Origin of the sequence: Mesorhizobium sp. YC-39 (genome assembly GCF_025753795.1) — a bacterium.
In the GTDB taxonomy this organism is placed as follows: domain Bacteria; phylum Pseudomonadota; class Alphaproteobacteria; order Rhizobiales; family Rhizobiaceae; genus Mesorhizobium.
This window is the reverse complement of sequence record NZ_JAOWPS010000003.1, coordinates 152,422-164,612: the sequence shown is the minus strand read 5'-3', so window position 1 is coordinate 164,612 and position 12,191 is coordinate 152,422. Positions and strand designations below refer to the sequence as shown.

Genomic DNA, 12,191 nt, shown 5'->3' with positions numbered 1-12,191 from the left:
TTACGTCACTCGTCTGCAATTCCGAGTGTCGTGACCAACGCTCGGCGTTGTTGATGCGACTGTCCCACTACGCGATATGCAACCTCCAGATCCATCCTAGAACCGATCATTTCTCGGTCTTCGACAATCTGTCCGTCCTTAGACAAGAGTATCTTCAGTCGACGGTTGGGTGGTTTTTTGTTCCGATCAAACCAACCATCGACGCCGAAGCTTGGTCGCTCACCAAGCTCGCGCTGGTCGTTCCAAGTCGGAACAGTCAGATCGTCAGCATCAGCCACATCGAGGATGGCGAGACCCTGGCTATTCCTGATGATGGTGACACTGTCGACCATGATACGGCGTCTGTTCCAATTTCGGACCGTCAGAACGGTGCGGCGGGAGCGACGGTTCCTCAAAATGAAGAACTCGGGGTCAGCATCGCCTACAGCGAATTGAGTTTGGCGGCGTGCTTCACGAACCTGCGAAGCAACATATGGCAGGGCGAGAAGTGCACCAACAAAGGCTGCCCAGCCACTGAGCGCACCAACCCACTCTCTGATGCAATTCTTTTCACCAGCGACGCACCAAGAGGCATCGAGAAGTGCGAAATGCGTTCCGTACAGGAACGCGAAGCCGCCCAAAAAGGCGGCGATGGATACCGCAGCAATATAGGTTGTTTCAGGACCCCTCATGGTGCTGGAAATACCACGTTTCGTAGGGGGCTGACGAGAGGACGGCTAGCGTCGCGGTTCCAGAGGAGAAATGTCAGCCGCCAGTTCCGCGTTAAATTGGGCGCTATCACCACTCGAATGAGCCCGCCGGTGGCCTCGCTCAAAGAGGTGCCAGCATGACAGGCCCTCGCCTTTCCATCATCCCGGCACGCGCCGCAACGGACCCGGCTCTGAAGCCGCGTGACCTGCAGGTGCTATGCGTGCTTGGGCGCCATACCGACGATCTCGGCTGGTGCACCAAAAGCCAGGTGAAGATGGCGGGAGAAATGGGCTGTGCCCGCTCAACAGTGTTCGAGGCGATCGAGCGGCTGATGGCTGCCGGCTATCTGGAACGGCACGTCGTCGAGCAGAGCAATGGGCGCGATGCGCCGCACCTATATCGCATCATTCTCGACCCGGTTCACCCGTCGCTTTCCTCGCTTCGGCCCGAGCCGGAAGAGGGCGATTCCGAAGGCTCGGACCTTGCCGACCAGTCGGCACCCCCTGCCGGTATATCGGCACCCCCTGCCGGTCCTGGACCGGCACCTAAGAACGACCCTCTTAGAACGAATCTGAGAGAGCGCGCGCGAGACGAGGACGAAAAGAAGATCGAGGCCGAGGGCTGGGCGCTGCTCAAGAACTGGCCTGGCTTCGACGGCATGCCGAAGGAACCGGCGATGAAGATCTGGCGCACGCTGGATGCCGAGGAGCGGGCAACGGCGCGTCGGCGCTTCCTGCCCTGGCTGACGCTGCTCAAGGCGCAGCGCAAGTCGCATGTCCCGGCGCCATCGACCTATCTGACCGAAAAGCTGTGGCAGGCCGTGGCGGACCCCGCCGACGCGCCACCGGCACCGGTACTGGCAGCACCGTTCGGCAAGGCTTGGGGCGCGCGGCGCATGGCGGTGCTGCTCGCCGGCAGTGGTCCACTGCCGCCGCCCAAGGGCTTCTCGGCGAAGCTGATCGAGGAGGGCGGCAAGCTCGGCCAGCGCGAGGAACTGTCACGGCAGGCGACCTATGGCTATCCCGAGGTCAGCCGCATGCACCAGCTCGCCGCCGACGCCAAGGGATGGACGTTGCGGCCGGAGATCGAGCCCGGCGAAGCGGTGCTGGCGCTGATGGCGCAATGCCGCGTCGGATCGGACGAATACTGGGCCTGGAAGGCGCTGCACGACGAGCGCGGCTGGCCCTGGCTGCCCGATCCCGGGCGTCAGGAATGGGTCTACTTCCCGGCTGGCGGGCCGGACGGATTGAAAGCATTCGAACTGGCGGTACGAGGAGGCAAGGATGATGCGGGCGGACGTGAAGCGGCTGAGTGAGGCGGAGATCATCGGCCCGACCGACAGGCAGACGGCTGCGATCGACAAGGTTCGCGCCATGTCAAGACGCTCGCAAGCACTGCTCGCCGCTGCTGGTCAAAGCGAATCAGCCCTGCACTGGTATGTGATCAGAACCGATGCTCACGCTGAAATTGATGTGGATAACCTGCTCGGCGAAGCGAACGTCGAGCACTGGCTGCCGTTCATGAAGGTGACCGATCGGCGTCGCGGCGGGCGCAAGAAAGAGGGCCGCGAGCCCGTCAGGATGCTCGCATGGCCAGGATACATGTTCGTTCGCGTGGACCCTTCTCCCGAGGCATGGGCCGGCTTGCGGACGGTCAAAGGCATCGTCGGCATACTTGGCGCTGGAGAGAAGCCGTTTCCCGTAAAGCACGAGAAAGTCTTGCAATTGCAGGTCTTTCTCGAAGGCAGCGTGATTGCCATTGGTGAGATCGCCAAGCAGCTGAAGGTAGGCGAGACGGTCAGGGTCAACCAGGGTCCATTCGCTACCCACAACGGCATCGTCAGTGAACTGTGCGAGGATGGCCGCGCGCGCGTCGAAGTGATGCTGTTCGGTCGGGCAGTGCCGATCACGCTGGGACTTGATGAAATCGACAAAGGATAGTAGCGAGTCCGTCCCAGGATGACCTGACAGAGTCGCACGCCGATCACGGTGGCAGCGCCAGCAGGACCCAGGTGAAGCGAAGGGCGCGGCCCGGCATGCTTCCCCGCAATGGATAAGATTCCAAGACATGCCCGATATGCCGAAGATGTTTCGGCCTGCGCATCTGCCGACGCGGATCGAGCAGCGTCGGGAACGCGACCGCAAGCGCGACGAGGAAGAGTGGCGCGGCTGGTACAAGACGGCGCGCTGGCAGAAGCTGAAGATGCGGGTCCATATCCGCGACCTGTTCACCTGCCGCAAGACTGGCGTGCTGCTCACGGGCAAGTTCCCGGCGCCGAACAGTCCGGTCGCTGACCACATCGTCAAGCATGAGGGTGATCCCGTGCTGTTCTGGGATGAAGAGAACGTCCAGACGGTATCGAAGGCCTATCACGACAGCGAGAAGCAACGCATCGAGCATGGCCTTGCCCCTGTCTGGTCCATCCCCAAGGGCATAGGCAGGTCGGGTGTGATGGTGCATCTGGTGTGCGGTGCGCCAGGCTCGGGCAAGAGTACCTTCGTGCATGGGGAGGCTGGGCCTGATGACCTGGTCATCGATCTTGACGACATCAGGCAGAGACTTGGTCTTGCCCGCTATGACAGTCGGCCCGATGCGCTGAAGCGTGCGCTCGCCGAGCGCGACCGATTGATCGCAACGCTTGAGCATCGGCGCAAGGGTGTGGCCTGGCTGATCGCCATGGCACCGACCGATGCCGAGCGAGCGGCATGGGTCAAGGCACTGGGCAAGGTCACTGTGCATGACATGCTGACAGATGCCCATGAGTGCAAGGACCGCATCATCAACGATCCGACGCGCGAAGGCGCGATCGACCACCTGCTTCAACAGGTGGATGCCTACTTCGCCAGACGGCATGGCAGCCGGGCCGGTGGGGGGGTGGGTCAAAAGTCTGGGCCGCTCGCCGGCTAGACCGCCGCTGTCCCGCAATTTGTGTGGGCGCGAGTTTCCGAAAACTTTTTTCTTGGAGGGCCGGTAGGGCTTCGAATCGATGGCAAGGCGTGGACCTAAACCAGAACCGGCGGCGGTAAAGGAAGCCAAGGGCAATCCTGGGCGGCGCGCGATCGGCTCGGATTCCACGGCTGAAGCGTCAGCGAAGACTGTCGTCGTGGCGGCGCCCACCTGGCTGAAGGCCGACGGGCTCAAGGTCTGGCAGCGCCTGGCGCCGCGGCTCGCTTCGCTCAAGTTGCTTTCGCAGACCGACGCCGAGACGTTCGGCCGCTACTGCCGCAACTTCGCCCGCTGGATGAAGATGCAAAAGCGGCTCGACGACATCGGCGAGATCTACGAAATCGAAACCGCCAGCGGCAAAGTGCGCCGGGCGGATCCTGCATTCCTGATCGGCGATCGGCTGGAGCGCCAGCTTGTCACGGCCGAAGCTGTGTTCGGCCTCAACCCGGCCGAGCGCCAGCGCATCTTCGCGGCACGCGCCGCGGCGGGAAGTGGCGCCGGCGACGCCGACCTGTTCGGCAACCGGACGCCGGCACCGCGGGCAAAGGGCAAAACGCGCAAGCAGGCGCCGGCACCCGCGGGCTCTTCGTCGCCGATCGGCTTCCTGCAGTAGGCCATGCTGGTCAAGGCCGGGCCAGCGCGGCCAAAGCGTCCGCGGTCCCGGCCGCGTGCGGTGCCGGCGGATGCGGTCTGGGACGATCGCGCGCTTGTCTGGCGCGATGGCGAATACTGGTTCGACGAGCGCGCGGCCGATGCCGCCGCCAGGTTCTTCCCCGAGCACCTGGTGCTCACCGAAGGCGAATGGGCCGGCCGGCCCTTCGTGCTTTCGGACTGGCAAGAGCATGACATCGTGCGGCCGACGTTCGGCTGGAAGCGGCCGGACGGCACGCGGCGATATCGCCGGGTTTATGTCTGGGTCGCTCGCAAGAACGGCAAGACGGAACTGGCGGCCGGGATTGCCATCCTGGTGCTGGTTGGCGACGCCGAGGAGGCCGGCCAGGTCTTCTCGATCGCCACCAACAAGGAACAGGCGGAGCTCGTCTTCAACAAGGCGATCTCCATGGTGCAGCGGTCGCCGACGCTCGGCGGGTCGGGCGGCACGCTGGAGACCTACAAGACGTCAGTCTACTGCCCGGCTCTGAACGCATCGTTCAAGCCGCTCTCGGGCAAGGCAGGTGGCAAGCACGGCCTGTCATGCTCCGGCCTGATCGGCGACGAACTGCATGAATGGGACTCGGGCGACCTCTACCAGTTCATCCACGATTCGGAATCGGCGCGCCGACAACCGCTTGAATTCCTGATCTCGACGGCCGGCAACAAAGGCGGCTACGGCGAGGAGGTCTGGGACGAATGCCAGAAGATCCGTTCCGGCATCCTCGACGATCCTGAAACCCTCGTCGTCATCTACGCGGCCGATGCCGCCGACGACTGGACCGACCCGAAGGTGTGGGCGAAGGCAAACCCGAACCTCGGCATTTCAAAAAAGCTGGAAGCCATGGAGATCGAGGCCAAGCGCGCCCGGCAATTGCCGCGCCTGGTCAACAACTTCAAGCGATACCAGCTCAACATGTGGACCGATCAGGAAACCCTCTGGCTTCCGATCGATGCCGTCGACGACGAAGGCAATCCGTTCGGCTGGGAACACTGCATCGGCCCGGTCGGATGGAAAGACCTCGAGGCGAAGCTGAAGGGCAAGCGCTGCTTCGGCGGCCTCGATCTATCGGCGGTGCAGGATCTGTCGGCGCTGGCGTGGTGGTTCCCGATCCAGCCGGGGCTCGAAAAGCCGGCACTGCTGTCGCGGTTCTTCAAGCCGAAGGCACTGCTCAAGGCGCACTCGACGCGGGACAAACTGCCCTACGAAAAGTGGGTCGACGAAGGCGCGATCATCGCCACGCCCGGCAACGTCGTCGACTACGCCTTCATCAAGAAGCAAGTTTTCGACGACGCCGAGACATTCCAGATCGCCCATGCGGGCGACGCCAAGCTTGAGACCGGCCAGGGCGGTCTCGCCGTCGACCGCTGGAACGCGACACAGATCATCGTCGAGCTTGAGCAGGAAGGCCTGCCCGTCGTGCGCTTCGGCCAGGGATTCGCCTCGCTCGGCGCGCCCTCGGCGGAACTGGAACGCCTGGTGCTCTGCAACGGCTTCCACCACGGCAACCACCCGGTGCTGCGCAAGCATGCCGAGGTGGTGACGGTGGTGTCCGACCCTGCCGGCGCCATCAAGCCGGTGAAGCCGGACAGGCAGTCGACCAAACGCATCGACGGCATCGCTGCCGCGGTCAACGCGATCGGCATCGCCATCAACGATCAAGGCGAGCCCGGCCCTTCAGTCTATGCAACGCGCGGCGCGCTGATCCTGTAAGGAAAACACATGGGATTTTGGGACCGCTTCTTCGGCGGGAAATCGGCCGCACCCACACAATCGCCCAAGGCATCGGCGCCTGACGGCGGCGTGCTGATCACGACGACGCAGCAGCTCGAAGAGGCGGTCGCTGGCGGCTCCATGTCACTGAGCGGCGAGCGCGTCAACGCCAACAGCGCCATGAAGGTGGCGGCGGTCTATGCCTGCGTTCGCATCCGCTCTGGCGCCGTGGCGACGATGCCGCTGCACATCAAGCGCCGCATAGATCCTCGCACGCGGGAAGACGCTTCAGACACCGAACTTTGGAAGGTGATCTGCCGTCGACCGAACAAGTGGCAGAAGCCGGCGCAGTTCCGCCGCATGTTGCAGGCTCACGTCATGCTGCGCGGCAACGGCTACGCCATGATCGTGCGCACCGCGGTCAAGAAGGAACCCCAGGCGCTGATTCCGATGCATCCGGATCGTGTCGAGACGAAGCAGAAGGACGATCTTTCGCTCGAATATACCTGGACCCGCAAGGACGGCCGCCGCGTCGTGCTGCAACAGGATCAGGTTTTTCACCTGTATTGCCTAACGCTCGACGGCTTTACCGGTGTCACGCCGATCACTTATGCACGGGAAACCCTGGGCGTCTCGCTGGCGATGGAGCGCCACGGCGCCAAGACGTTCAAGAACGGCGCTATCATCGGCCATGTGCTGCGGCACCCGAACAAGCTCGGCAAGGAAGGCCAAGCGAACCTCCGATCCAGCCTCGAGGAATACCGCTCCGGCGGCGAAAGCGAAGGCAAGGATCTGATCCTCGAAGAGGGCATGGACGTCACGCGCATGGCGATGACGTCCGTCGATGCGCAGTGGATAGAAAGCCGGAAGTTCTCGCGCTCCGACATCGCCATGTTCTTCGGCGTACCGCCGCACATGATTGGCGACACCGAGAAATCGACCAGTTGGGGAACGGGCATCGAGCAGCAGACGCAGGGCTTTGTCGCCTTCACGCTCGAAGACGACCTGACCATGTGGGAGGAGGGCATCACCGCCGATCTCACGCCAGAAGACAGCAATCTCTACGCCAAATTCAACCGCTCGGCCTTGGTGAAAGGCGACATCAAAACCCGCACCGCAGCCTATGCGACCGGCCTGCAGTGGGGCTGGTTGAGCCCAAACGAAGTGCGGGAACTCGAAGACCGCAATCCCCGCGATGACGGCGATATCTATTACCCGCCGCCCAATACTGCCGGCAACACCACGCCTCCCGACGAAAAGGATGATCCCGATGAGCCTGCGAAGCCTTCCTGAGGCGCGCAACTTCCAGCGCCCGCAGAATTTCCAGTGGGACGCGCCATCCGACGTGCTGGCAAAGTGGGCCGAACATCCGCTCGCCGCCGCTGCCGATGACCCGAACACCATCACCATCTTCGACGTGATCGGTGAGGATTGGTGGACCGGTGGCGGCTTCACGGCGAAACGGATGTCGGCTGCGCTACGGTCGATCGGCAAGAATGACGTGACGGTGCAGATCAATTCGCCTGGCGGCGATATGTTTGAAGGCATCGCCATCTACAACCTGCTGCGCGAGCACCCGGCCAAGGTCACCGTGCAAGTGATGGGATGGGCGGCATCGGCCGCCTCGATCATCGCCATGGCCGGTGATGACATCCGCATGGGGCTTGGCACCTTCATGATGGTGCACAACGCCTGGGGAGTCGTCGTCGGCAACCGGCACGACATGCGCGAGGCCGCCACACTGTTCGACGGTTTCGACAGCGCCATCGTCGACATCTACATGGCCCGCACCGGGCAAGATCGCAAACCGATCGAAAAGCTGATGGACGCCGAGACGTTCATGGGCCCGTCCGATGCCGTCAAGAATGGCTTCGCCGATTCGATCGATGAAGGCCTGTCGTCTGACGAAGGCGAGGCCAAGAATTCCGATCGTGGTCTCATGGCGCGCCGCCAAACGGAAGCTGCCTTGGCTAAAGCCGGCTTCTCGCGATCCGTTCGCTCGGAAATGATTTCCGAGATGATCTCCAATTCCCCGGCCCCGCGCGATGCAGGCCGGAAACCCGCCCCGCGCGATGCAGGCGTCGACGATGCTGCCATCCAGCAGCTGATCAACACCCTCCGTTCATAGAAACCCCGAAAGGAACGACCATGCAGCATGTCCTGCTGAATCCGCGTGCGCGCGGTATCACGGCTGTGCGCTCCGAGAGCGCCAACACCGCCGCGATCCTCAATGAGCTCAAGACGACCTTCGAGCAGTTCAAGGCTGCCCGCGAGGAAGAACTTGCCGGCATCAACGCGAAGTTCAACGATGTTGTCACGACCGAAAAAGTCGACCGCATCAATGCCGACATCGCGCTGCTGAACAAGGCGCTGAACGAAGCCAACCAGGCCATCGCGGCAGCGGTGATCGGGGCGGCCGGCGGCATCAACCACGACCCTGACGTGCTGGAACACGCGACCGCGTTCAACAAGTGGTTCCGCAAGGGTGTCGACAATGGCCTTGCCGACCTCGAGGTGAAGGCCAAGCTCACAACGCAGTCGGATCCGGATGGCGGCTATCTGGTGCCTGAGGAGACCGAGACGACGATCGACCGCATCCTCGGCACTGTGTCGGTGCTACGCAGCCTGTCGCGCGTCATTTCCATCTCTACCGACACCTACAAGAAACTGGTCAGCATGGGCGGCGCTTCGTCCGGCTGGGTCGGCGAGGAAGACGATCGCCCGAACACCGACACGCCGACTTTGCGCGAGATCGTCATCAATGTCGGCGAAATCTACGCCAACCCCTATGCCACGCAGACCATGCTCGACGATGGCCGCATCGATATCGCCGCCTGGCTTGGCGACGAAGTGTCGATCGAGTTTGCCGAACAGGAAGGTGCTGCCTTCATTTCCGGCAACGGCGTGAAGAAACCGCGCGGCATCCTCACCTACGAGAATGTCGCCAACGCCAATTATGCGTGGGGCAAGATCGGCTATATCGCGACCGGCCAGGCTGCAGCTTTCGCAGCGGCATCGGCCACCGTCAGCCCGGCCGACTGCATGATCGACCTCTATTATGCGCTCAAGTCCGGATACCGCAACGGCGCGTCCTGGCTGATGTCCGATGCGGTCATGGGCACGGTGCGCAAGTGGAAGGATGCTGACGGCGCCTTCATCTGGTCGCCTCCGGCCGCGTCGGCCGACGTCGCCACGATCCTGCAGAAGCCGGTCTACACGGACGACAACATGCCGGGCGTCGCTGCCAACACCTTCCCGGTGGCCTTCGGCAACTTCAATCGCGGCTATCTGATCGCCGATCGCTTCGGCATCCGCGTGCTGCGGGACCCCTACACCAAGAAGCCTTACGTGCAGTTCTACACGACCAAGCGCGTCGGCGGCGGTGTCGTAAACTTCGAAGCCATCAAGCTGCTGAAGGTCGCCACGGCCTGATCGCCCTCACGGCCGGGCAATGATGCCCGGCTCCTTCCCCTTCATCGCAACAGGAAAGGAACGGTCTTATGAAAGACCTGCATTCCAAACTGAGCGTCAGCGTGATCGCGCTTGCCGCTCTTTCTGCCGACAACACGCCGGTAGCCATCGACCTGCAGAACTACAAATCGGCGGAGCTGCTTCTCGGTGTCGGCATCGGCGGGATCACATTCGATGCGACCAACAAGGTCGAGTTCAAGCTGACCCACGCAGATGACAAGGCCGACGGTACCGCGCCCGATCCCGGCGACTTTACGGCAGTCGACATCGACGACGTGCTTGGCGTCGCAGCTGTCGGAACGGGCGGTATCATCAAGTCGCTTGTGGCCGCGCACCCCGCCGCCGCGGCCTATCGATTCGGCTATGTCGGCGGCAAACGCTGGATCAAGGTGCTGGCCGATTTCTCCGGCACGCATGGCACGGCGACGCCGCTAGCGTTGTTCGTGATCAAGGGCAACGGCGTCGACAACCCGCAAGCCAACCAGGCCTGACGGCCATCGTTCGGGCGGCGCTAAACGCCGCCCGTCATTCCCTACAACAGGAGATCGAGATCATGCGTGCCAAGGTGACCAAAGCCTTTCGAGGCGCCCCAGACGGGGCGATCCATCCCCGCCAGATCGAAGTCGGCGAGATCATCGAGGGCGATCTTGCCCGCGTCGCCATTGACGAAAACTGGGCGAAGGAAGTCAAAGGCGCCGAACCGTCGTCGAAAGCGAAGCGCGGCAAGAATTCGGCGACTGCCGACGAACTCGACGACCTCAGCGATGCTGATTTCGTCAAGGTCGTGCATGCCGAGCTGGTGCCGGCGGACATCCCTCAGGATGCTGATCGTGCAGCTGTCACGGCCATCATCCGCGCCAAGCGTCAGCAGGGCGAGTAAGCATCGATGTATCGTCCCGTCCTCGTCTCGCCGCCGGAAATCCTCCCCGTCTCGCTCGCCGAGGCGAAGGAACAACTGCGTGTCGATGTCGAGGACGATGACGCGCTGATCTTGCGCATGCTGCGCACGGCGGTGGCGCATCTCGATGGATGGGGCGGCATCCTGGGCCAATGCCTGGTCGAACAGCAATGGCGGCAGGACTTCGATTGTTTCGGCTCGCGGATGCGCCTACCGCTTGGCCCTGTCATCAGCATCGACAGCATCAAATGGCGCAATACCGCCGGCGTTGAAACGACGATCGCCATGCTGAACTATGCGCTGCGCGTCGATGCCGGCGGTCGCTCACATGTCCGCTTCGTCGATGCCTTCGCCTATCCCAGCGATCTTGCCGAAACCGGCGCTGTGTCGGTCCTCTACACCGCCGGCTATCCGACCATTCCGGAAGTGCCGGCGGATGGCGACACACCGGCCGTGCCGGCGCAAAGCACCGTGCCCGACGATCTGAAGGGCGCGATCATGTTCCACGTCGGCCATCTCTACGAGAACCGCGAGGCGGTCAATATTGGCAACCTCTCGACGCTGCTGCCCTTGGGATACGACAGTCTTGTCGAAAAACACCGGCGGATCGGTGTCTGATGCCTGCCATCGGCAAGCTCGATCGCCGCGTCACGGTCCAGCGGTTCACCACCGTGCGGAACGAATTCAACGAAGACGTGCCGACATGGGCGGACCTCGCCACGGTTTGGGCGCGCAAGGAAGATGCGTCGGACGTGGTGCGCACCGAGATCCTGTCGGGCGGCCAGGTCGGGTCGTTCCTGCTGTCGCATTTCGCCATCCGCTCTTCGACGCTTGCCAAGACTATCACGCCGGTCGACCGGCTGGTCTATCGCGGCACCTGGAGCATCAAGGCGGTCAAGGAAACGTCCGAAGGGCGCAACCGCTTCATCGAGATCACCGCTGTCATCGACAGCGATGCGACGCCGGAGGGGACACCCTGATGGCGGGCGGCTTTTCCGTAAAGATCGAAGGGCTTAAAGAGCTCGAGGCTGCGCTCGGCGAACTGTCGCGCGCGACCTCCAAGCGCATTGTCGGCCAGGTGCTGATGGAAGTCGCCGAGCCGCTTGCGGCCGATGCGGCCATCTTGGCGCCGGACGATCCGGCGACGGGCGGGTTCGACCTTCACACCACCGTGCGCGCCGGCCGCAAGGCGACGCGTGGCGCCAAGCACCGCAAGGAATCGCCGGTTGAAGTGCTGATCGGACCACGCTCGCGCCATGCGCAGTTGATGGAATTCGGCACCAAGGACGTGTCGGCGCAACCGTTCATGCGGCCGATGTGGGACGGCGGCAAGCTCTGGGCGCTGGCCGAGATCCAGAAACAGCTTTGGGCGCGCATCGAAAAGGCGGCGGCCAGGGCCGCGCGCAAGGCCGCCAGGGCAGGGCGGTGATGGAAGAGACACTGGTTGCATTGCTGCTTGCCGAACCGGCCGTCAAGGCGCTGCTCGGCACCAGGCTGAACTGGGGCCGCGCGCCTCAGAGTGGCGGCAACGCGGCCTATGCGGTGCTGCAGCGCATCGATGGCGAGCGTGACTACACCATGCAGCGGGCCAGCGGCTATGTCCGCAGCCGCGTCCAGGTCGATGTCTACTCGACGACCTACACCACGACCAAGAAAGCCGCACGGGCGATCATCAAGGCCACGTCCGGCCGCAAGGTCGGCATCTTCCAGGGCATCACCATCGATGCCGAACGCGACCTTCCGGCTGCGGATCCGGGCGAGGTGACAAATCTCTTCCGCACCTCGATCGACCTCATCATCCATCACAGCGAATAGGAGCTG

The 12,191-nt window shown here is 63.1% G+C and carries 15 protein-coding genes; all 15 read left to right on the top strand.

The annotated features are described in order from the left end of the window. The first annotated feature begins 53 nt into the window (after positions 1-53). Entirely contained in the window at positions 54-830 is a 777-nt protein-coding gene (locus OHD62_RS17395) for a hypothetical protein (protein ID WP_263784097.1), read from the top strand. After that, on the top strand, positions 827-2,005 hold the full coding sequence (locus OHD62_RS17390) for a helix-turn-helix domain-containing protein (RefSeq protein ID WP_263784096.1): 1,179 nt from the start codon (positions 827-829) through the stop codon (positions 2,003-2,005). Before OHD62_RS17395 ends, OHD62_RS17390 begins: the two co-directional genes overlap by 4 nt. Continuing rightward, positions 1,974-2,630 carry a transcription termination/antitermination protein NusG gene (gene nusG / locus OHD62_RS17385; RefSeq protein WP_263784095.1) on the top strand — a complete coding sequence of 219 codons (657 nt, stop codon included), beginning with the start codon at positions 1,974-1,976 and terminating at the stop codon, positions 2,628-2,630. Before OHD62_RS17390 ends, nusG begins: the two co-directional genes overlap by 32 nt. 127 nt (positions 2,631-2,757) lie before the next feature. Continuing rightward, positions 2,758-3,597: an ATP-binding protein gene (locus tag OHD62_RS17380; protein ID WP_263784094.1), complete on the top strand. Its 840-nt coding sequence runs from the start codon at positions 2,758-2,760 to the stop codon at positions 3,595-3,597. A gap of 79 nt (positions 3,598-3,676) precedes the next feature. Beyond that, entirely contained in the window at positions 3,677-4,249 is a 573-nt protein-coding gene (locus OHD62_RS17375) for a phage terminase small subunit P27 family (RefSeq protein WP_263784093.1), read from the top strand. A gap of 3 nt (positions 4,250-4,252) precedes the next feature. Further along, positions 4,253-6,001 (top strand): terminase large subunit, encoded by a 1,749-nt coding sequence (locus OHD62_RS17370; protein ID WP_263784092.1) that lies wholly within the window; start codon positions 4,253-4,255, stop codon positions 5,999-6,001. 9 nt (positions 6,002-6,010) lie between these two features. Beyond that, positions 6,011-7,294 (top strand): phage portal protein, encoded by a 1,284-nt coding sequence (locus tag OHD62_RS17365; protein ID WP_263784091.1) that lies wholly within the window; start codon positions 6,011-6,013, stop codon positions 7,292-7,294. Continuing rightward, entirely contained in the window at positions 7,272-8,129 is an 858-nt protein-coding gene (locus OHD62_RS17360; RefSeq protein WP_263784090.1) for a head maturation protease, ClpP-related, read from the top strand. Before OHD62_RS17365 ends, OHD62_RS17360 begins: the two co-directional genes overlap by 23 nt. Positions 8,130-8,149: 20 nt before the next feature. Beyond that, positions 8,150-9,433 carry a phage major capsid protein gene (locus tag OHD62_RS17355; protein ID WP_263784089.1) on the top strand — a complete coding sequence of 428 codons (1,284 nt, stop codon included), beginning with the start codon at positions 8,150-8,152 and terminating at the stop codon, positions 9,431-9,433. A 68-nt stretch (positions 9,434-9,501) separates the two neighbouring features. Then, positions 9,502-9,963, top strand: a complete 462-nt coding sequence (locus OHD62_RS17350) for a hypothetical protein (protein WP_263784088.1) — start codon at positions 9,502-9,504, stop codon at positions 9,961-9,963. A gap of 62 nt (positions 9,964-10,025) precedes the next feature. Next, on the top strand, positions 10,026-10,352 hold the full coding sequence (locus tag OHD62_RS17345; protein WP_263784087.1) for a hypothetical protein: 327 nt from the start codon (positions 10,026-10,028) through the stop codon (positions 10,350-10,352). Positions 10,353-10,358: 6 nt separating this feature from the next. After that, complete coding sequence (locus OHD62_RS17340) at positions 10,359-10,988, top strand: head-tail connector protein (protein WP_263784086.1); 630 nt, start codon at positions 10,359-10,361, stop codon at positions 10,986-10,988. After that, positions 10,988-11,350 (top strand): head-tail adaptor protein, encoded by a 363-nt coding sequence (locus OHD62_RS17335; RefSeq protein WP_263784085.1) that lies wholly within the window; start codon positions 10,988-10,990, stop codon positions 11,348-11,350. The genes OHD62_RS17340 and OHD62_RS17335 overlap by 1 nt, the downstream gene beginning before the upstream one ends. Further along, positions 11,350-11,799 (top strand): HK97-gp10 family putative phage morphogenesis protein, encoded by a 450-nt coding sequence (locus OHD62_RS17330; RefSeq protein ID WP_263784084.1) that lies wholly within the window; start codon positions 11,350-11,352, stop codon positions 11,797-11,799. Before OHD62_RS17335 ends, OHD62_RS17330 begins: the two co-directional genes overlap by 1 nt. Then, a complete protein-coding gene (locus tag OHD62_RS17325) occupies positions 11,799-12,185 on the top strand; it encodes a DUF3168 domain-containing protein (protein ID WP_263784083.1) in 387 nt (128 codons plus the stop codon). Before OHD62_RS17330 ends, OHD62_RS17325 begins: the two co-directional genes overlap by 1 nt. The last annotated feature ends 6 nt before the right edge of the window (positions 12,186-12,191 follow it).

Coding starts and splice junctions, on each gene's coding strand:
- OHD62_RS17395 (WP_263784097.1), top strand. CDS start 54: ATGCGACTGTCCCACTACGCGATATGCAACCTCCAGATCCATCCTAGA.
- OHD62_RS17390 (WP_263784096.1), top strand. CDS start 827: ATGACAGGCCCTCGCCTTTCCATCATCCCGGCACGCGCCGCAACGGAC.
- nusG (WP_263784095.1), top strand. CDS start 1,974: ATGATGCGGGCGGACGTGAAGCGGCTGAGTGAGGCGGAGATCATCGGC.
- OHD62_RS17380 (WP_263784094.1), top strand. CDS start 2,758: ATGCCCGATATGCCGAAGATGTTTCGGCCTGCGCATCTGCCGACGCGG.
- OHD62_RS17375 (WP_263784093.1), top strand. CDS start 3,677: ATGGCAAGGCGTGGACCTAAACCAGAACCGGCGGCGGTAAAGGAAGCC.
- OHD62_RS17370 (WP_263784092.1), top strand. CDS start 4,253: ATGCTGGTCAAGGCCGGGCCAGCGCGGCCAAAGCGTCCGCGGTCCCGG.
- OHD62_RS17365 (WP_263784091.1), top strand. CDS start 6,011: ATGGGATTTTGGGACCGCTTCTTCGGCGGGAAATCGGCCGCACCCACA.
- OHD62_RS17360 (WP_263784090.1), top strand. CDS start 7,272: ATGAGCCTGCGAAGCCTTCCTGAGGCGCGCAACTTCCAGCGCCCGCAG.
- OHD62_RS17355 (WP_263784089.1), top strand. CDS start 8,150: ATGCAGCATGTCCTGCTGAATCCGCGTGCGCGCGGTATCACGGCTGTG.
- OHD62_RS17350 (WP_263784088.1), top strand. CDS start 9,502: ATGAAAGACCTGCATTCCAAACTGAGCGTCAGCGTGATCGCGCTTGCC.
- OHD62_RS17345 (WP_263784087.1), top strand. CDS start 10,026: ATGCGTGCCAAGGTGACCAAAGCCTTTCGAGGCGCCCCAGACGGGGCG.
- OHD62_RS17340 (WP_263784086.1), top strand. CDS start 10,359: ATGTATCGTCCCGTCCTCGTCTCGCCGCCGGAAATCCTCCCCGTCTCG.
- OHD62_RS17335 (WP_263784085.1), top strand. CDS start 10,988: ATGCCTGCCATCGGCAAGCTCGATCGCCGCGTCACGGTCCAGCGGTTC.
- OHD62_RS17330 (WP_263784084.1), top strand. CDS start 11,350: ATGGCGGGCGGCTTTTCCGTAAAGATCGAAGGGCTTAAAGAGCTCGAG.
- OHD62_RS17325 (WP_263784083.1), top strand. CDS start 11,799: ATGGAAGAGACACTGGTTGCATTGCTGCTTGCCGAACCGGCCGTCAAG.